The organism is Pseudomonas sp. REB1044, from assembly GCF_038813925.1.
Classification (GTDB): domain Bacteria; phylum Pseudomonadota; class Gammaproteobacteria; order Pseudomonadales; family Pseudomonadaceae; genus Aquipseudomonas; species Aquipseudomonas boreofloridensis.
In genome coordinates, this window is the sequence record NZ_CP046139.1 from 692,914 (window position 1) to 711,628 (window position 18,715).

Consider the following 18,715-nt stretch of genomic DNA (forward strand, 5'->3'; position numbering starts at 1 on the left):
CTGGCGCTGCCCGCGATCCCGTCGGAAACGGCGGTTTCGTCCCTTTGCCTGCCCCGCGATGAGTGCTTCACTGAAGTTTCCAGGCCACCGCGCACCCAGGAGCCTTCGATGAACCTGCATCAGTATGCCGAAACCCACGACGTCACCAACCAGCCCCTTCGCTGGACGGCGCCAACCTGTACCGTCTCGACCTGCCGCTGCAGCAATGGTCAAGCCGCTTCGGCGCGGGCTGGGCGCACGCGCGCATCGACGCCTATGGCGCGCTGGCCGGTGGGCCGCTGATGGCCGCAGGCTTCCTGGCCAATGCGCATGTGCCGCAGTTCAGCAGCCATGACCGTTATGGTCATCGCATCGACCTGGTGGAATTCCATCCCGCCTATCACGAGCTGATGCGCACCGCCATCGAGCATGGCCTGCCCTCGCTGCCGTGGGCCGAGCCGCGTGCTGGGGCGCATGTGGCTCGCGCATCGATGACCTACCTGCACAGCCAGGCCGAGGCGGGCAGCGGCTGTCCGCTGACCATGACCTTCGCAGCGGTGCCCGCGCTGCGCCTGCAACCGGAACTGGCCGAGTACTGGCTGCCCAAGGTGCTGGCCCGCGAGTACGACCCGCGCAATGTCGGCGACCGGCATAAAGCCGGGGTGACCCTGGGCATGGCCATGACCGAAAAGCAGGGCGGCACCGATGTGCGCGCCAACACCACCCGCGCCTACCCCGTGGGCGCGCCTGGACCAGGGCAGGCCTATGAACTGGTCGGCCACAAGTGGTTCTGTTCGGCGCCGATGTGCGACGCCTTCCTTACCCTGGCGCAGACCGAGCGCGGCCTGAGCTGCTTCCTGCTGCCGCGCCATCGGCCGGACGACCAGCGCAACCAGTTCTATATCCAGCGCTTGAAAAACAAGCTGGGCAACCAGTCCAATGCCTCCAGCGAAGTGGAGTTTCGCGGCGCCCTGGCCTGGATGATCGGCGAGGAAGGGCGCGGCGTGCCGACCATCATCGAGATGGTCGCCATGACCCGCTTCGACTGCATGGTCGGCTCCAGTGCCTTGATGCGCCAGGCGCTGACCCAGGCCACGCATCACTGCGCCCACCGCAAGGTCGGCGGCAAGCGGCTCAGCGAGCAGCCGTTGATGCAGAACGTGCTCGCCGACCTGGCGCTGGAGAGCGAGGCGGCGCTGGCCCTGAGCCTGCGCATGGGTCAGGCCCTGGACCAGTTGGACGACCCGCAGCAGGCGCATTTCGCCCGCCTGGTCACGGCGGTGGGCAAGTACTGGATCTGCAAGCGCGCGCCGGGAATGATCAACGAGGCTGCTGAGTGCCTGGGCGGCGCCGGTTATGTCGAGGACAGCATTCTCCCGCGCCTGTACCGCGAGGCACCGGTCAACTCCACCTGGGAAGGCTCGGGCAACGTGCAGTGCCTGGACGTGCTGCGGGCGCTGTCCAAGGAGCCGGGCGTGCTCGATGCGCTGTTCGTCGAGCTGGGCGACGGTCATGGCGACCCGCGCCTGGCCGCGCACATCGGCAACCTCAAGGGGGCGCTGGCCGACAACGGCGACATCCAGTACCGCGCCCGGCAACTGACCGAAGACATCGCCGTGGCGCTGCAGGCCAAGCTGTTGCTGGAGGCGGGCAATGCCACGGTCAGCGATGCCTTCATCGGCAGCCGCCTGGGCAGCGGTGGTCGCGTGTACGGCACGCTGCCGCATGGCATCGACGTGCTCGCGCTGATGGAGCGGGCGACGCCGATGTAAAAGTTGCGCTTTTCTCGACTGGGCCGCTGCCACAGATGAATTTGCAATGGATCGCAGGCAAGATGGTCTGCATGCATGAGTCCAAGACAGGAAGCCCAGCGTGAGCCAAGCGTTTGTAGTCGTTGATACCCCGAACAGGCCGTCGACCGTCTGGCGGCCCTGCATGAACAAGCCACCAGTGCCCTCAGCCAGGCCCTGAAGCGTTACCTCAAGGACCGTACCGAGCCGGATGAGGCGCAGCGCGCGCAGTTCCGCTACCCGGCCATTCGCCTGACCTACTTCAGCCAGGGCGAAGTCGCCGCCACCACGCGCGCCTATGCCAAGGTCCAGGTGGCCGGCACCTACAGCGTCACCGTCACCCAGCCGGCGGCCTTCCGCAGCTACCTGCTCGAACAGCTGCGCCCGTTGATGCATGACTACACGGTGACCGTGGAAGTCGGCGTCAGCGAGCAGAACATTCCCTACCCCTATGTGGTCGACCAGGGCGATGAACTGGCCGGCAGCGGCATCACCGCCGCCACCCTGGCGCGGGTATTCCCCAGCACCGACCTGTCCGCCGCCACCGACAACATCGCCGACGGGCTGTACGACTGGGAGAGCGCCGAAACCCTGCCGCTGGCACTGTTCGACGCTGCGCGCACGGACTTCTCCCTGCGCCGGCTGGTGCATTACACCGGCAGCGACTGGCGTCACATGCAGCCGTGGATTCTGCTGACCAACTACCACCGCTACGTCGATCAATTCATCGCCCACGGCCTGGAGCAACTGCACCAGGACCCGCGCTTCGTGCGCATGGTCCTGCCGGGCAACGTGGTGATCGAAAAGGGCATGGACAACGGCGAAGCTCAGGCCCTGGTCGCCGGGGTGGTCTGGCACCGCTACCAGATGCCGGCCTACCACCTGATCGCGGCCGACGGCGACGGCATCACCCTGGTCAACATCGGTGTTGGTCCGTCCAATGCCAAGAACATCACCGACCATCTGGCCGTGCTGCGGCCGCACTGCTGGCTGATGATCGGCCACTGCGGCGGCCTGCGCCAATCGCAGACCATCGGCGACTACGTGCTGGCCCACGCCTACATGCGCCGCGACGGCATCCTCGACCGCGTGGTGCCGCCGAACATTCCTATCCCGGCCCTGGCCGAGGTGCAGTTGGCGCTTCAGGAAGCGGCGGCGCAGGTCACTGGCGAACGCGGCGAGCAGTTGAAGAAGCGCCTGCGCACCGGCACCGTGCTGACCTACGACGACCGCAACTGGGAGCTGCGTTGGGCCCAGGAGCGGCCATTGATCAACCTGTCGCGCGCCGTGGCGGTGGACATGGAAAGCGGCACCATCGCCGCCCAGGGTTATCGACTGCGGGTGCCTTATGGCACCTTGCTGTGCGTCTCCGACAAGCCGCTGCACAGCGAGATCAAGCTGCCGGGCTCGGCCAATGCGTTCTACAATCGCGCCGTCAGCCAGCACCTGAAGATCGGCATCGCCGCCCTCGACCTGCTGCGCACCGAGCTGGACACGCTGCACTCGCGTAAACTGCGCAGTTTCGACGAGCCGCCGTTCCGCTGAGGACCCATGCCCCTGCCTCCCCGCTCCAAACCGCGCCGCCCGGCGGCGCGTCCTACCGGCCCCCGGCGCCCGCCCAAGGCGCCACCGGCCGAACCGCGCCTGATCCTGTTCAACAAGCCGTTCGACGTGCTCACCCAGTTCAGCGACGACCAGGGGCGCGCCACGCTCAAGGACTTCATCGACCTCCCCGGTATCTATCCGGCTGGGCGGCTGGACCGCGACAGCGAGGGTCTGCTGCTGCTGACCAACGACGGCCAGTTGCAAGCGCGCATCGCCGATCCTCGGCACAAGTTGCCCAAGACGTACTGGGTGCAGGTGGAAGGTGAGCCGAGCGCCGAGCAGTTGCAGCGTCTGCGCCAAGGCGTGGAACTCAACGACGGTATGACTCTACCCGCCGAGGCCCGGCCGCTGGACGAGCCGACGCTGTGGCCGCGCAACCCGCCGGTGCGCTTTCGCAAGAGCGTGCCGACGGCGTGGCTGGAGCTGGTGATTCGCGAAGGCCGCAACCGTCAGGTACGGCGGATGACGGCAGCGGTGGGGTTGCCCACTTTGCGCCTGGTGCGAGTGCGCATCGGCGATTGGACGCTGGATGGGTTGGAGCAGGGGTGTTGGCGCGAGGTGCCGGCGAAGCTGTAGGCGCGCGGCTCGCTGGCAGGCCCGCTCCAGGTACTACACGCCTTCGATGAAGCCCACCACCACGCTCTTGATGATGAACGCCATCACCCCGAGGCCGAGCACGAAGAACAGGATCAGCGTCCCGAAGCGTCCGGCCTTGGACTTCTTCGCCAGGTCCCAGACGATGAAGCCCATGAAGCCGATCAGCACGCTGACCAGCACGATCATCATCCATTCTTCGAATACGGCGGGGTCCATCGTCCGGCTCCTGTCAGTCAGAGCGCCCGATCATACGCCGCCCTCGGCAGGATTCAACGCAGGTGGGTCAATGGCATCTCGGTACTGGCCAGTACCTGGTTGAGCACGAAGCTCGAGCGCACGCTGGTGACGCCTTCGATACGGGTCAGGCTGCCCAGCAGCAGCTTCTGGTAATGGTCCATGTCCGGGACCACCACTTTGAGCTGATAGTCCGCGTCCATGCCGGTGACCAGGCTGCATTCCAGGACTTGGGGCAGGCTGCGGATGGCGGCTTCGAAGGTCTCGAAGCGCTCGGGGGTGTGGCGATCCATGCCGATCAACACGTAGGCGGTGAGGCTCAAGCCGAGCTTCTTGCGATCGAGCAGCGCCACCTGGCGCGAGATATAGCCATCGTCTTCGAGCTGCTTGACCCGTCGCGAGCAGGGCGAGGGCGACAAGCCGATGCGCTCGGCCAGTTCCTGGTTGGAAATGCGGGCGTCGCGCTGCAATTCGGCGAGGATGCTCAGGTCATAGCGGTCGAGCTTGCTCATGGACAATGCCTTTTCTGTTCGGATTGCGGCGAATTATCGATCCTGAGTGAAAAATTGCGCAAGCGCTATTTATCACCGCAATCTTCGCAATCCTGTGCCGGTGCCGATCCTCTATCGTTACCCACAGAATCACTGCCCGGACTCATGTCCACAGCGACGCGCCTCAAGCAGGCGGTCGCGGCCAGCCATCCCATCGGATCAACTGGCCCCCGGGCTGCGCAGGGTCCAGAAGACCTGGCGAGGTGAGCCGACGCCACAAGCGTCGAGCACGGACGACAATTCCCGAGGGGAGGCCGACTGGCCTCCCTTTTTTATTGTCTGAATCTCACCTGCGCGGCGGGTTAGACTGCGCGGACCAAGCAGCAGCGCTAGCGAGAGGAATCATATGAGGTCGCGCATCGGGCAGTGGGCGGTAATCGGGGTGCTGGGCATGGGCATCAGCCTGGGCGCGCTGGCCATCGGACCGGGCGACGCGCCCGGCAGGCCTGCTCCGCCCGATCCCAATGGCCCGGGCGTGCCCAGTTCGCCCCTGAACTCGCGCGACGAAGTGCGCCAGACCGAACCGCCGCGTCCCGGTTACTACCAGGATATTCCGCGCCGCCCCGGCGATTACCGTCGCTGGGAAGCCGGCGGTCCGGGCCAGCGCCCCGGCGGCGACTGGCACGGCAGGCCCGACGGCCATGGCGATGGCTGGGGCCGGGCCCACAGTACCGTCCCGGCTACACCACCGATCGCTTCCCCGACCGCTACCGGCGAGTGCCGTATCGCGGTCAGGACTACTACTATTCCGGCGGCTACTGGTATCGCCCCCACGGCGGCGACTACATCGTGGTGCGCCCGCCGTATGGCCTGAGGGTCGACGCGCTGCCGTCCTACGCCCAGGAAGTCTGGCTCAGTGGGCTGTTGTATTTCCTGGTCGCCGACACCTGCTACCAGTACCAGCCCGACCGCCAGGACTATGTGGTGGTCAATCCGACGGCGCCGGCCTACGCCCCGCCACCGGAACCCCAGCCCGGCGGCGGTTACGACGTGATCGCCTATCCGGCCAATGGCCAAGGCCCGCAGCAGCAGGAGCAGGACCGCTACCACTGTCATCGCTGGGCGGTCAGCCAGTCCGGCTTCGACCCGGCCACGGCCAGCAGCGCCCCGCCGCCCGGTGTGGCTAATGACTATCGCCGCTCGCTGGCGGCGTGCCTGAGCGGACGGGGTTACAGCGTCAACTGAAGCGCGCGGCGTTACACCGGGTCGGCATGCACCATCACATCGGCTCGCGGATAACCCTCACGGATCGCCGCCGAGGCCTGCACGCATAGCGCGTGCGCCTCGTGCAGCGGCAGCTCGCCGGGCAGTTCCAGGTGCAGTTGCACGAACCAGTGACTGCCCGACATGCGCGTGCGCAGGTCATGCACGCCCTGCACACCGGGGATCGCCAGCGCCAGCGCCTGCATACGCTCGACCACCTCGCCGGGCAACTCCTGGTCCATCAGGATCGAGGTGCTCTCGCGGGCGATCTGCACCGCGCTCCAGAGGATGTACAGCGCAATGGCCAGGCCGAAGATCGCATCCAACTGCGGCCAGCCGAAGCGGGCCAGCAGCAGGGCCAGCAGAATGCTGCTGTTGAGCAGCAAGTCGGACCGATAATGCAGCGAATCGGCACGCACCGCCGTGGAGCCGGTGACGCGGATGACTTTGCGCTGAAAGGCCAGCAGCGCCACGGTCAGCACCAGCGACAGCAGCATCACCGCAATGCCGGCACCGGTATCGCCCAGCGGCTGCGGCGATTGCAGGCGCTCTACCGCCTGCAGGCCGATGAGCACGGCACTGACCGCGATGAACAGCGCCTGAGCCATGCCGGCCAGTGCTTCGGCCTTGCCATGGCCGAAGCGGTGGTCGTCGTCGGCCGGGCGCAAGGCGTAATGCACCGCCAGCACGTTGAGGAACGAGGCCACGGCATCGAGCATGGAGTCGGTGAGGCCGGCCAGCAGGCTCACCGAGCCGCTCATCCACCAGGCCACGGCCTTGGCCAGGACCAGGATACTGGCCACCGACAGCGAGGCGCGGGTGGCCAGGCGCAGCAGGCGTTGATGTTCGGCGTTGGTGGTCATGGGCAGGCCTCGGACGGAGAGATCAGGCGGCGGGCACCAGGCCGAAGGCGGCCAGTTGCTCGACGCTACCGCGGTGCTGGATCAGGCGCGGGTCGTCCAGCGGCAGGCGCTGGCCCAGCTCGCTTTCGATGATGGCCTGCAGCTTGAGCGTGTCGACATTACCCTGGGCATCGACGGCGGGCTTGAGTTTGGCCGGGTCGATCTGCGCGGTCTTGCCGCCGGGGTAGTAGATGGCGCCGGTGGCGAAGTCGACGCCGAAGGCGATCAGGCCGGGCAGCACCCAGAACAGGATGCCGATGGCGTCCATGACCGCGACCACCGGATCGATCTTGCCTTCGATCTGGCCACGACGGTCGGGATAAATGATAGTGCCGCACGCCGTCATTTGAGTCAGCAGAACCGCGATGAGGGCGCCGCCGATGATGCGGGAAGGGATGCGCATGGGAATCTCCGGAAAGAGGACAACGGGAACCTGGCCGATCAGCGTCGGCCTGCAATCAGACCATGCCGCCGCCATTTCGGTTCGCCGTTATACCCGCTCGCTCCAGGTAGAGCCACCGCGATTGTGTGACCGTTTGATCGAGGGGTGTCGCGCCACCCGCCAGGGACGGCGCGACGGTTTCATCAGGTAGGACGGGTGCTGGTTTGTCCTTCGTCAGTGGGCGTGCCTTGAGTAGTGGACTGACCGCGTTCTGCCAACTCGATCGGGTCGGGAGTGGCCGTTTTTTTCGAGCTTGGCAGGTTGTCCTTGATTGCATCGCCGACCACGTTGAGCCCAGCCACAGCGCTTTGCGGACCGAGCTGACTCACGCCGCGGCTCACGTGATAAGCATTTTCCAGCGTACGCCGCACGCCGGGGGGCTGGGTGTGGGGAAGTGATTCGCGGTCTGGATGGAGAATGTTCTGCACCGGAACGCTGGCCCGCAAGGCGAGTTTGTCCTCACCGTGCAGGGCCTTGTTCTCCAGAGGCGCCGCCACACTGTTGGCGAAAAAGGGCTGCAGCGTCAGGCCCGAGGAGACAAAGGTGCTGATCACCATCACCATCTTTTCCACATCGCCGGGTTTCTCGGTCATGCCCGTCGCGGCGACGATCGCTGCTGCGGCTGATTTCAATTGCGCAAGGGCGGCATCCCCGACGCCCGTGCGCATCCCGATCCCAGGGAACGCGCCGACGATACGGTTGATCAGGTCGCTCAAGTTGGCAGTATCGGTTGGGTTGAGTTTTCCCAGCACATCGCGCAGCGTGTCGGGCATCACCTCGCCCCAGTCCTTGGTCTGCTGGGTCACTCGGTAGGTGGGAATGCGTTCTTCGCCATGGGTCTGGGCGTACTTCGCCACCGCCTGGCCGCCGGCCATGAACGTGCCGCCTGCGGCCGACGCGAGCGAGCGTGCGCCGATGCCTGTGGTGGTCAGCGACGTGTATTGATTCAACAGTTCACGCAGGGCATGGGCGGTGCCGAAGGCCAGGTAGCCGGCGAAATCGCCGCTCATGGTGCCGAAATTGTTGGCGTTCTGCAGGCGCTTGAAGTCCTTGCGCTGGTCTGCCCGGGTAGTGTCCTGGCGGGCGAAATCGGGGTTGGCGACGCGTCGCCCGTCTACGCTGATGTCTCTCAATGGCGTGGGGTACACGGACATTGGATCGACCTTGACCATGGTTCTGCCAATGGTTTTGTCGACCGACGCCTGGACGAACGGACGGATGCCGTCGCTGATGAGCTTGTGTGAACCGCCCAGCACCGCCGAGGTAGCCGCGATGTGATTGATGAAGGGCTCATCGGCCATTCGTTCATCGATCGCCGATGTGCTTGCACCGAAATGCCCCGCTGACGCGAAGCCTTGGGGGATTCCCGCGCCGAGAAACACTGCCGCACCGATGAGCAGGCCGGAGTGGGCCTTGAGGTCTTTGATCGTATCCTGGCGCGTGACGTTGTTCAGGGCGTTATCCAGGCCCTTGCTGGCCTTCGTCGCCTGGGCGAGCGGGATCGAGGTGTGTGGTTGGTCTTCTTGCGCCTTGCTGATGAAACCTTGCAGTTCGGTGCGCACGGCCTGTAGCTGGTTCAGTTCATAGCGCGCGTCTTCCCGCGTTTGCTTGCGCAGCGTCGGGTCGTTCGCCGTCGTCTGCGCGTGCTCGATACGGCTTGTCAGGAAGATGCCAAGGCGCTCGGGCATGTCTTTGCTCATGTCCTTGATCACGCCTTTGGCGTAGCCACGAAACGCCTCGTGACTGCGGGTCAAGTGCGGCAGATCAGCGGGGTTGTCATTGTGCTTTACCACTTCCTCGCACAATGTGTGGTAGGCCCCAGGGTGTCGCCGACGCGCGCGCAGTGGGCATCCCAGACCGCCGTGAAACCACCGTCCTTGTCTCGTTGCTCCTGAGGTTTGAGCAGGTAGGCGGTGAAGTCTTGGCTGAAGGCCCGGGCTTCATCGTTGCCCGACAACATCGGGTGCGGCCGGCCGCCCATCCCGGCCAGTTCCCGGTGCAAGTCTTGGTAAGGAGTATCTGCGACCACCTCCAGCGCCATGCCTTCGAGCTTCATGCGTTGATGGGCAAAGGCCAGTGGCGTGTTGGCCAGGCTCTGCTCGGTCAGCGAGGCGATCACAGGATGAAGTTCGTTTCGCTTGCTCTGCAGCGCTTGCGACGGCGCGCGCGTCAGTGCGCCGAGATGAAAGGGCACCAATGCTCTGGAAGAGGTTGTTACATCCCGAATGGGCGGGGCCGTGGTGATCGCATCGTCCTGTTGCTGGCCCTGGACCGCCAGACTCTGGCCTACGGATAAATCTGCCATGGTGTCTCTCCTAGTTCGACAACGCGTGGGTGAAGCCTGCTGGGCGTCTGCCGGTTTTCGGCGCCTGGGCAGCGTTGGCCGGTGGCGCGGCCTGCGGGCCGTCCAGGAAGTAGCCGTTGCGCCAGTTCAGCGCCATGTCGGCGATACCGCCCATCAGGCCGAGCAGGTGTTCGGCGGTGAGGGTTTCCAGCGGTACGTGGCCGATCAGCGTCACCTCCTGGTTGTCGCTGTTGTAGCCCAGGGACGGGCAGAACGGCCCGCTGAGCAGGTACAGGTTGGTTTCCAGCAGCCGTTGCAGCACCGCTTCGCGGTGGGCGGTGGGCAGCGGTCCGAAGCTGGCGTAGATGAACACGTCACCCTCGCCCACGCTGGGGGTGTGCTTCAGGGAAAAGTCGACCGCCTTGACCGACAGGTTGGCGTGTTCATAGAACGCGGATGGACTGGGAATCATCGTCAGTGCACAGAGCTGATCGATCAGCCTGCAATAGGAAGGTGCCGCCATGAGTGACCTCGTGTCGTCAGGCAGGCGCGGGAGGCACCTGCTGCTGATGAGTGACCCCTGCGAGCTTTCGGTTCCGGGCACTTCGTCGCGTCGCCAGGTGGGGAACCGCCGGGCCGCTCTCGGCCACCCATGGGCGCCACCTCATTCAAGGTTGACCGCCCATGTCCCGTTCACCTTCACCGCGCTCGGTCTGCACAGGGCTTTCCCTGCTGGCCATGGCGACTGTGCTGTCCGGCTGCCAGCACCTCGAACCGCAGCTGACCATCGGCGACCGGTTCGCCAACGAGCCCTACCGCTCCCAGCTACGCTGGCGCACGCCCGCGCCGACCGACACGCTGGTGCACATCGCGCAACGCGCGCCGCACAGCGACGGCAGCCTGTGGGCACGCATGCGCCAGGGTTTTTCGCTGCAGCCCGAAACCGATGGCGTGGCGCGGGTCGACGCGCAGCGCCGCTGGCTGATCGAGCGTCCGGGGTTTCTCACCCAGACCGGGCGCGCCGGCAGCCGCTACCTGCACTTCATCGTCGGCGAACTGAGCAAGCGCAACATGCCGCTGGAGTTGGCGCTGTTGCCCGCCATCGAGAGCGGCTTCAACCCCAATGCGCAATCGCCCGCCCAGGCCATGGGCCTGTGGCAATTCATCCCGGCCACGGGACGGCGCTATCGACTGGAGCAGCGGGCGGGCTACGACGAGCGTCGGGATATTCCAGCCTCCACCCGCGCCGCCCTGGATTACCTGTCCTACCTGCATGACTACTTCGAGGGCGACTGGCTGCTGGCCCTGGCCGCCTACAACGCAGGCGAAGGGCGCGTGCGCCAGGCCATCGAGCGCAATCGCGCCCGGGGCCTGGCGACCGGTTACTGGGACCTGGCGCTGCCTGGCGAGACGCAGAACTATGTGCCGCGGTTGCTGGCGCTGTCGCAGTTGGTCAATGCCCCAGCGGACTACGACATCGACCTGGAGCCCATCGCCGATCAGCCGTACTTCCAGATGCTCGCCCTGGCGCAACCGGTGGACCTGGCGCACCTGGCGCAACTGTCCGGTGTGCACGAGCGCGAACTGCGCATGCTCAACCCGACCGAGCGCGGGCGGGCCAGTGGACGCGTGCTGCTGCCCATGGCCGCGTCAGGTCGATTGATCGCGCAGCCGGACTTGATCGCCAGGGCCGCGCAACCCGGTGCGCCAAACCGCGAAGCGCCCGGGAGGGTCACGACCGAGCGTGTCCCGGTCGGCCCGCAGGTCGCGCAGGCCGACGAGCCGACGCTATAGACAGGCCGCCGCGACGCTGGCCAGGTGTCGGCCACGCGGGTCCATCAACACGTACGAGCCGATGGTATTGCAGGCGAAGCCGAACGACACACCGCGCTCCGGGTCGGCGAAACCGACGGTGCCACCGGCGCCCATGTGCCCGAATGCCTCGCGGCCCATGCCATAGCTGCCATTGGCCACCTGGGGTTGGTCGAGCATCACGCCCAGGCCGAAGCGCGCCGGTGTCTGCAACGTGGGGTCGTACTCGGCGCTGTGCTCGCGCAGCATTTCATTGAGCATCGGCGATTCCAACAAGCGGCCGTCGAGCAGGCCAGCGTAGAAGGTCGCCAGGCTGCGGGCATTGCCGTGGCCATTGGCCGCCGGCTGGGTCATGCGCTTCCAGCCCGGTTCGTTGCTGCGCCCCAGCAGCATCGGCGGGTTGGCGAAGGCCAGCGCGCTCATGGTCGTGGGTGCGTTGAGCACATCCTGCAGCACACGGGCGAAGGCCTCGTCGCAGATATCCTCGCGAGTCCGCGCCATGTACGCGCAGCGCGCCATGGTCGCCTCGTCCAGGCCGAGGTGGAAGTCCAGCCCCAGGGGCTCGGCCACCCGGCTGCAAATGCTCTGGGCGGGCGACACGCCGTCTACCCGGCGCAGCAGCTCGCCCAGGATCCAACCGAACAGCAAGGGCGAATAGGTCTGCCGTTCGCCGGCGCTGGCCCAGGGCCGTTCCCCGGCGATCAGCTGCGCCATGGTGTCCCAGTCGTACAGGGTCTGTGGCGCCAAGGGCGTGCGGATGGCCGGCAGCCCGGCGCGGTGGCACAGCACCTGGCGCAGGGTGATCGAGGCCTTGCCCGCGTCGGCGAACGACGGCCAGTACTGGCAGAGCGGGGCATCGAGGTCCAGTCGGCCTTCGCCCACCAGTTGCATGATGGCCACCGCCGTGAAGGGCTTGGTGCAGGAGAACAGGTTGAGCAGGGTGTCCTGTTGCCACAGGCGCTCCGGTTCCGGCCCGGCCAGGCCGGCCCAGAGATCGATGACGGTTTCGCCGTCGACTTGCAGGCACAGGGCGGCGCCGCGCTCGAACGGGCTGTGCATCAGGGCGATGAAGGCCGCACTGACCGGCTCGAAGCGCGGGTCGCAATGGCCATGGACTACGGGTGCGTGCGTCATGTCAGCTCCACAGATCGGCAAAGGTCATCCCTGAGTGAGCGGGGCGGTCGAATCGGTTCAGAGGCCTGTTCGAGAACCCGGCGAGGGATCTTTTCCGTGCACCCGGCCACTCAGGGACAACCCCCTTGTCCCCGGAGCTTGTCCATGGCCAACGCCTGTACCCTCGACTTCAACAGCGATGCCTTCCGCAGCGCGGCCTACCAGCACTACGCGACGCTGCGCGAGGCCGCGCCGGTGTTCCTCAGCCAGCCGCCGGGGCAGTTGCCGATCTGGTACGTCACCGGCGCGCAAGACGTGGAAACGGTGCTGCTCGACAGCGAACGCTTCGCCCGTGATCCGGCCCGCATCAGCCCGCAGTTCGCGGTGATGATGGGCGGCGATCAGTCCATCGCGTTTCTCAACGACCACATGCTCAACCGTGACGGGGAGCGCCACCGGCGTCTGCGTCGCTTGGTGAACAAAGCCTTCACGCTCAAGGCGGTCAACGCCATGCGCCCGCGCATCGAGCAGATCGCCGAGCGCTTGCTGGACCAGGTCGGGCCGAGCGGGCATCTGGACGTGGTGAGCCAGTACGCGTTTCCCCTGTCGATCATCGTGATCGCCGAACTGCTCGGTGTCCCGGCCCAGGACCGGGACGATTTCCGCCGCTGGTCCCAGCTCATCGTCCAGCAGGTCGGGCATGACCTGAGCGAGTTGCAGCGTTGCTATGCCGAGTTCGCGAGCTACATGCTGGCCTTGATCGAGCAGCGCCGCGCCGCGCCCACCGACGACCTGGTGTCGGCGCTGGTGCAGGTCGAGGAGGAGGGCAACGTGCTCAGCAGCAGCGAGCTGTGCAGCATGATCGCCCTGCTGATCGTCGCCGGGCATGAAACGGCGGCGTCGATGATCGGCAATGCGGTGTACTTGCTCCTGCGACATCCGCACACGCTGATTCAGTTGCGCGATTCGCCAGACTCGATGGCCAACGCGGTGGAGGAATTGCTGCGCTATGACTCGTCGGTGGAACGCGCCATGGTGCGCTTCGTCACCCAGGACACCGAGCTTGGCGGGCAACGCTTGCAGCGCGGTCAACTGTTGATGGCGGTGGTGGGATCGGCCAATCGCGACCCGGCGCTGTGTGCCCAGCCCGACCTTCTGGATGTCACACGCCCAGCATGCCCGCACCTGGCGTTCGGCAAAGGCGCCCACTATTGCCTGGGCGCCTCGCTGGCGCGTCAGGAGCTGGAGATCGCCTTGAACACCTTGCTCAAGCGCTGCCCGGGCCTGCAACTGGAGGGCACGCCCGAGAGCGTGCGCTGGCGCTACGTGCCGAATTTTCGCGGGCCGCAGGCCTTGCCGGTGCGCTGGTCGGTGGCCTGACGACGCTCCCATAGGGAGCGTGCAGGGCTTCGGAAGGTGAGCCAGGCACTGGCTCACATGAGCTTCAGCACGGGCTGTCGGTTCTTGCACCGGCTGCCCGTGGGGGCGGGGGTGTCGCGCTACGGATCAAGCCCGTGCCATCCGCCCGACAAGCCTGCTCCACACGCACACCGGAGTCTGTAGAAGGTTCCGAGGTCAGGTGCAGCCCGTAGAGCACCACATCGGCACGCAGCTCGGCGAAGCGGGCGATGCCAGGAAAGCGCCCCCATTGCGCGGCCCCCAGCCCTTGCACGCCACGTTTGCTCGCCGCGTTATGCTCGATGATCCAGGCCACCAGCGTCTCGAAGCCGTAGCGTCGGGCCAGCACCACCGCGGCCTGGCCGAGGCGAATGCCCACACCGCTGCCGACGTGGTCGTGGCGCACGTAGATCGACACCTCGCCGGTCAGCCGGCACGCCTGGGCGCCCCAACTGAAGCGATTGACGATCAGCCAGGCGACCACCTCGCCGCCGCGTTCGAGCACATAGATCGGATCGCCCTCCTTGACGAAGCAGTCGACGAAGAAGGTCATTTCCTCCAGGGAAAACGCTCTGAGCACGGGGGAGCTGGTGCCCCCCAGAGCGCTTTCGTTGAAGATCGCGGTCATCGTCGGCAGGTCCTCGGGCGTGTAGCGACGCACCCCAGGGGGCAGCTCGGAGCGACTGTTCAAACGGTTGGCGATCATGCGCGAGCCTCCCCGAACACACTGCGCTTGAGGTGTTCGCGGGCCCGGAACAAGCGCGAGCGCACGGTGCCGATCGGCACACCCAGGCGCTCGGCGGCGTCGCGGTAGCTGCTCTCGGTGTCCACGGCGGTCAACAGGGTTTCGCGCATCTCCTTGGGCAGCGCGTCCATGGCCGTCAGCGTGCGGTCCAGCAGTCGATGATGGTCGCACTGCTCGCCCAGGTCGATGCCGTCACTCATTTCGTGGCATTCGCTTTCATCGAAGGTGCACAGCGGCGGCTGCGCGTAGTACCGGCGGAAATGGTTGCGGATCAGGTTCAAGGCGATGCCGCACAGCCACGTGTCCGGCTTGGCCAGCCCTTTGAATTTCTCCTGATTGCGCCAGGCCTCCAGGTACGTGAGCTGGATCAGGTCGTCGGCGTCGTCCTGGTTGAGCACGCGTTTCTGGATGAACAGACGCAGCTTGCGCTCTTCGCCGAAGGTGATGCCGGGCGCGGACGTGTTCGGGGTTGACGCGAAGTTCAGACAAGCCATCAGTAAATCCCTCTGATAGGTGCATAACGTCGATCCGATGTCGACAAGCCCTATCAGCAGAACCTGTGCCAAACCCAAATTACTCAATAAGCAATTGATAAATAAAGATTTTATTTTTACGGTTGCAGACGGTTTGTGCAGGCCGCTGCACAGGCCAGCCCAGTGCCACTGCAAGAATTTGCACCGCCCGGCCGCGTAAAAATGCCCACCATCGCCGTCCAGCGAAAGGCGCGAAAAAAGCCGGTGGGGAGGATGGAACCGAACGCCGAAGTGCTGCCACCCACTGAGCATCCGAAACCACGCTCATGGTCATCATGAAAGTAGAAGCGCCGAGACATATGCGCAGTGCCGTGCCACTGGCCCAGGCCGTTTCGGCCTTGGCGCAACTGAGCACGCCAGCGCCAACGCAGCAGGCCGTGCAGTCCAGCTCCATGGAGGAGGTCGGCATGACCTTCAGCCATCACGTGGAGCGCAGCATCAAGGCCCTGAGCCAGCGGCGTATCCGCAGTGCGCGTAAAGAGGTGGGCCAGACCCGGATCGAAACGCGCGAGCGCCTGGAAGAGTGGTACGACCAGCTCGGTCATCCCGGCAAGCTGAGCCTGAGCGCCATGGCCGCCCAGGTCGGCGCCTTGCTCTATGGCGAGCCGGCGCTCGAAGACCTGGTGCAGGCCAGCGGCGCAGATCCGGCCCGCACCGACCTGATCCTGCAGCAGGTGCTGCGCGAGGCCGAGGCGCAAGGGCGCAAGGTCGAAGCCCAGCGCGCCCGCGACTACCTGCAACGGCTGCGTGAGCAATATGGCGCGCAGATCCAGGCCGGCATGAACATCGCCGAGGCCTTGCGCGCCGCTGGCGGCGACCCCGAGTTGCGCCAGGCCGTGCGCCGCCTTTACTACGACACCGTGGTGCTCAAGCAGTCGCTGCCGAGCATGATGCAGGCGCTGCTCGGCCTGTTCGGCGAAACCGCGTTCGTCTCTGGCCTGGACATGATGCGCCGCGCCCTGGCCGACGACATCGCCGCGCAGACCCCGTCGAGCCCCACCGCCAAGCTGCGGGCGTTGCTGATCGGCCTGGCCGTCTCCACTCAACTGGGCAGCGTGCTCCACAGTTGCCGGCAATTGCTGGAGCAGTTGGCCGACGGTTGCCCGGCCAGTCAGCTCACGGCGGTGCTGTTGCTGCAGCGCCTGCTCGGGATGGCGGCCAGTGGTGTGTCGGCGGCCGAAGTGCGCCGCATCGGCCGCGAACTCGGGGGCGAACAGGAGCGCGATCAACTGGTCTCGCTCAACGGCCTGTACGCCATGCTCAAGCGCCTGCCGCTGGCGCTCTGGCGCGACGGCAAGAGCCGCCAGAGTGCGCTAAAGACGGTGCTGGTGCTGCTCGATGAGCGTTCCCGTGGCGAAACACGCGGACAGACCGCCGCCCCGATCAAAGGGGTGTTCGCATGATCGCCCTGTTGAACCGCGCTGCGGGCGCGGCGGTGCGGCGCATCGAAGTGGCCGGTGCATTCGTGGTGCTGGGCATCGTGTTCATGCTGATCCTGCCGTTGCCCACCTCGGTGGTCGACGTGCTGATCGCCATCAACATCTGCATCTCCTGCCTGTTGATCGTGCTGTCGTTGTACCTGCCGCGCCCGCTGGCCTTTTCCTCATTCCCGGCCGTGCTGCTGCTGACCACCTTGTTCCGTCTGGCGCTCTCTGTGGCCACCACCCGGTTGATCCTGCTCCAGGGCGACGCCGGGCATATCGTCGAGGCGTTCGGCAACTTCGTGGTCGGCGGCAACCTGGCCGTGGGCCTGGTGATCTTCCTGATCCTCACCGTGGTCAACTTCCTGGTCATCACCAAAGGCTCCGAGCGCGTCGCCGAGGTGGCCGCCCGTTTTACCCTGGACGCGTTGCCGGGCAAGCAGATGTCCATCGACAGCGACCTGCGCGCCAACCTGATCGATGTCAGCGAAGCCCGTCGCCGCCGCGAAGAGCTGAACAAGGAAAGCCAGCTGTTCGGCGCGATGGACGGGGCGATGAAGTTCGTCAAGGGCGATGCCATCGCCGGCCTGGTGATCGTAGTGATCAACCTGATCGGCGGCTTCTCCGTAGGCATGATGCAGCACGACATGGGCGCCGCCGAATCGATGCACCTGTATTCGGTCCTGACCATCGGCGACGGCCTCATCGCGCAGATTCCTGCACTGCTGATTTCCCTCACCGCCGGCATGATCATCACCCGTGTGTCACCGGAGGGGCAGCCGGCCGGCAGCAGCATCGGCAAGGAGATCGCCAGCCAGTTGACCGCCGAGCCCAAGGCTTGGGTGATCGCCTCGGTGGGCATGCTGGGCTTCGCTGCGCTGCCCGGCATGCCGACGCTGGTGTTCATCGTCATCGCCCTGATCACCGGCAGCGCCGGGGTCGTCCAGCTGTATGCCCGCGCCCGGCAGGCGCGCCAGAGCGACGACGCGCCCATGGCGGTGGCGCCCGAGGACAACGGTGCTGAGGACCTGCGCAGCTTCGACCCGACCCGCGCCTACCTGTTGCAGTTCTCCGTGGCCATGCAGGGGCACCCGGCCACCGACGGGGCGATCCAGACGCTGCGCAAGAAACGCAATGGCCTGGTGGCCGGGTTCGGCCTGACCTTGCCGCCCTTCGAGATCGAATACAGCGCGCTGCTGGAGGACGACGAGTGTCGTTTCTGCGTGCACGAGGTGCCGATGTTGCGCGCCACCTTCGGCGAGCGCGTGGCCGTGGCGCGCGGGCCGCTGCCGTTCGAGCCGCGCCAGGCGCAGGTGGGCAGCGAGGTGCGCGACGAGCAGCAGTGGTTGTGGTTGCTGCCCGACGATCCCCTGCTGGCGCACGAGCAGGTGGAAGCGGTATCGGCCAGCGAACTGCTGGTGGAGCGCATGAGCCGCGCAATGTTCGCCACCGGCCCGCAGTTCCTGGGCTTGCAGGAAAGCAAGTCGATCCTCAGCTGGCTCGAAGCGGGCCAGCCAGAGCTGGTGCAGGAGTTGCAGCGGACCATGCCCTTGGCGCGCTTCGCCGCCGTGCTGCAACGCCTGGCTGGGGAGGGCGTGCCGCTGCGGGCGGTGCGTCTGATCGCCGAGTCGCTGATCGAGCACGGGCAACACGAACGCGACGTCGGCGCCTTGACCGACTACGCCCGCATCGCCCTGAAGTCGCAGATCTATCACCAGTACCGCGACGCCGAGGGCCTGCATGCCTGGCTGCTGACCCCGGAAAGCGAAACGCTGCTGCGCGAGGCGCTGCGCCAGACCCAGACGGAAACCTTCTTCGCCCTGGAAAGCGGGCACACCCGGGCATTGGTGCTGCAACTGCGCGAAGGCTTCCCCCTGCGCGCCAAGCGCGTGGCCGTGCTGCTGGTGGCCCAGGACCTGCGCGCGCCGCTGCGCGACCTGTTGCGCGACGAATTCAACCACGTCCCGGTGCTCGCCTACAGCGAGCTGCACAGCAACGCCCAGGTCAACGTCCTGGGCCGTTTCGACCTGGAGCAGGATCACTTACAGGTGGAAGCGGCCGCCTGAGGGCCAGTCGCGTCACGGAACCATTGCATACAACGAAGGC

Annotated in this window: 15 protein-coding genes and 3 pseudogenes; 8 read left to right on the top strand and 10 right to left on the bottom strand. The window is 66.1% G+C overall.

The features are described from left to right. The first annotated feature begins 108 nt into the window (after positions 1-108). The 3 genes and pseudogenes from GKC70_RS03205 (at position 109) to GKC70_RS03215 (ending at position 3,950) form a co-directional block, all read left to right on the top strand. Positions 109-1,751 (top strand): annotated as a pseudogene (locus GKC70_RS03205) (acyl-CoA dehydrogenase family protein). Between the two features lie 100 nt (positions 1,752-1,851). Next, a pseudogene (amn, locus tag GKC70_RS03210) lies at positions 1,852-3,314 on the top strand (AMP nucleosidase). Positions 3,315-3,320: 6 nt separating this feature from the next. Further along, on the top strand, positions 3,321-3,950 hold the full coding sequence (locus GKC70_RS03215) for a pseudouridine synthase (protein WP_039580560.1): 630 nt from the start codon (positions 3,321-3,323) through the stop codon (positions 3,948-3,950). Between the two features lie 33 nt (positions 3,951-3,983). Here the strand turns inward: GKC70_RS03215 and GKC70_RS03220 are convergent, their stop codons facing one another. Next, entirely contained in the window at positions 3,984-4,187 is a 204-nt protein-coding gene (locus tag GKC70_RS03220) for a DUF2788 domain-containing protein (protein WP_029611922.1), read from the bottom strand. 53 nt (positions 4,188-4,240) lie between these two features. Continuing rightward, entirely contained in the window at positions 4,241-4,717 is a 477-nt protein-coding gene (locus GKC70_RS03225) for an Lrp/AsnC family transcriptional regulator (protein ID WP_029611921.1), read from the bottom strand. A 385-nt stretch (positions 4,718-5,102) separates the two neighbouring features. Here GKC70_RS03225 and GKC70_RS03230 point away from each other — a divergent pair. Beyond that, a pseudogene (locus GKC70_RS03230) lies at positions 5,103-5,941 on the top strand (DUF6515 family protein). Between the two features lie 11 nt (positions 5,942-5,952). Here GKC70_RS03230 and GKC70_RS03235 read toward each other — a convergent pair. The 5 genes from GKC70_RS03235 to GKC70_RS03255 form a co-directional block, all read right to left on the bottom strand. Further along, complete coding sequence (locus GKC70_RS03235) at positions 5,953-6,822, bottom strand: cation diffusion facilitator family transporter (RefSeq protein ID WP_342650410.1); 870 nt, start codon at positions 6,820-6,822, stop codon at positions 5,953-5,955. A 22-nt stretch (positions 6,823-6,844) separates the two neighbouring features. Next, positions 6,845-7,264 (bottom strand): polyribonucleotide nucleotidyltransferase, encoded by a 420-nt coding sequence (locus GKC70_RS03240; protein WP_342650411.1) that lies wholly within the window; start codon positions 7,262-7,264, stop codon positions 6,845-6,847. A 182-nt stretch (positions 7,265-7,446) separates the two neighbouring features. Next, on the bottom strand, positions 7,447-9,003 hold the full coding sequence (locus tag GKC70_RS03245) for a type III effector (protein ID WP_342650412.1): 1,557 nt from the start codon (positions 9,001-9,003) through the stop codon (positions 7,447-7,449). Positions 9,004-9,089: 86 nt separating this feature from the next. Further along, on the bottom strand, positions 9,090-9,608 hold the full coding sequence (locus GKC70_RS03250) for a hypothetical protein (protein WP_342650413.1): 519 nt from the start codon (positions 9,606-9,608) through the stop codon (positions 9,090-9,092). Between the two features lie 10 nt (positions 9,609-9,618). Beyond that, entirely contained in the window at positions 9,619-10,110 is a 492-nt protein-coding gene (locus GKC70_RS03255; RefSeq protein WP_342650414.1) for a type III effector, read from the bottom strand. A 161-nt stretch (positions 10,111-10,271) separates the two neighbouring features. Here GKC70_RS03255 and GKC70_RS03260 point away from each other — a divergent pair, with 161 nt between their 5' ends. Next, positions 10,272-11,381: a transglycosylase SLT domain-containing protein gene (locus GKC70_RS03260; RefSeq protein ID WP_342650415.1), complete on the top strand. Its 1,110-nt coding sequence runs from the start codon at positions 10,272-10,274 to the stop codon at positions 11,379-11,381. On the opposite strand, the gene GKC70_RS03265 is transcribed toward GKC70_RS03260, so the two are convergent. Then, positions 11,376-12,533, bottom strand: coding sequence for a serine hydrolase domain-containing protein (locus tag GKC70_RS03265; RefSeq protein WP_342650416.1), 1,158 nt, complete (start codon positions 12,531-12,533; stop codon positions 11,376-11,378). The two genes, GKC70_RS03260 and GKC70_RS03265, sit on opposite strands and share 6 nt — an antisense overlap. A 144-nt stretch (positions 12,534-12,677) precedes the next feature. Here GKC70_RS03265 and GKC70_RS03270 point away from each other — a divergent pair, with 144 nt between their 5' ends. Beyond that, complete coding sequence (locus tag GKC70_RS03270) at positions 12,678-13,892, top strand: cytochrome P450 (protein WP_342650417.1); 1,215 nt, start codon at positions 12,678-12,680, stop codon at positions 13,890-13,892. Positions 13,893-13,956: 64 nt separating this feature from the next. On the opposite strand, the gene GKC70_RS03275 is transcribed toward GKC70_RS03270, so the two are convergent. Together GKC70_RS03275 and GKC70_RS03280 are read right to left on the bottom strand one after the other, a co-directional pair. After that, on the bottom strand, positions 13,957-14,616 hold the full coding sequence (locus tag GKC70_RS03275) for an N-acetyltransferase family protein (RefSeq protein WP_342650418.1): 660 nt from the start codon (positions 14,614-14,616) through the stop codon (positions 13,957-13,959). Further along, entirely contained in the window at positions 14,613-15,149 is a 537-nt protein-coding gene (locus GKC70_RS03280) for an RNA polymerase sigma factor (protein ID WP_342650419.1), read from the bottom strand. Before GKC70_RS03280 ends, GKC70_RS03275 begins: the two co-directional genes overlap by 4 nt. A gap of 305 nt (positions 15,150-15,454) precedes the next feature. On the opposite strand from GKC70_RS03280, the gene sctW reads away from it, so the two are divergent. Next, a complete protein-coding gene (gene sctW / locus GKC70_RS03285) occupies positions 15,455-16,591 on the top strand; it encodes a type III secretion system gatekeeper subunit SctW (RefSeq protein WP_342650420.1) in 1,137 nt (378 codons plus the stop codon). Next, positions 16,588-18,675: a type III secretion system export apparatus subunit SctV gene (gene sctV / locus GKC70_RS03290; protein ID WP_342650421.1), complete on the top strand. Its 2,088-nt coding sequence runs from the start codon at positions 16,588-16,590 to the stop codon at positions 18,673-18,675. The genes sctW and sctV overlap by 4 nt, the downstream gene beginning before the upstream one ends. The last annotated feature ends 40 nt before the right edge of the window (positions 18,676-18,715 follow it).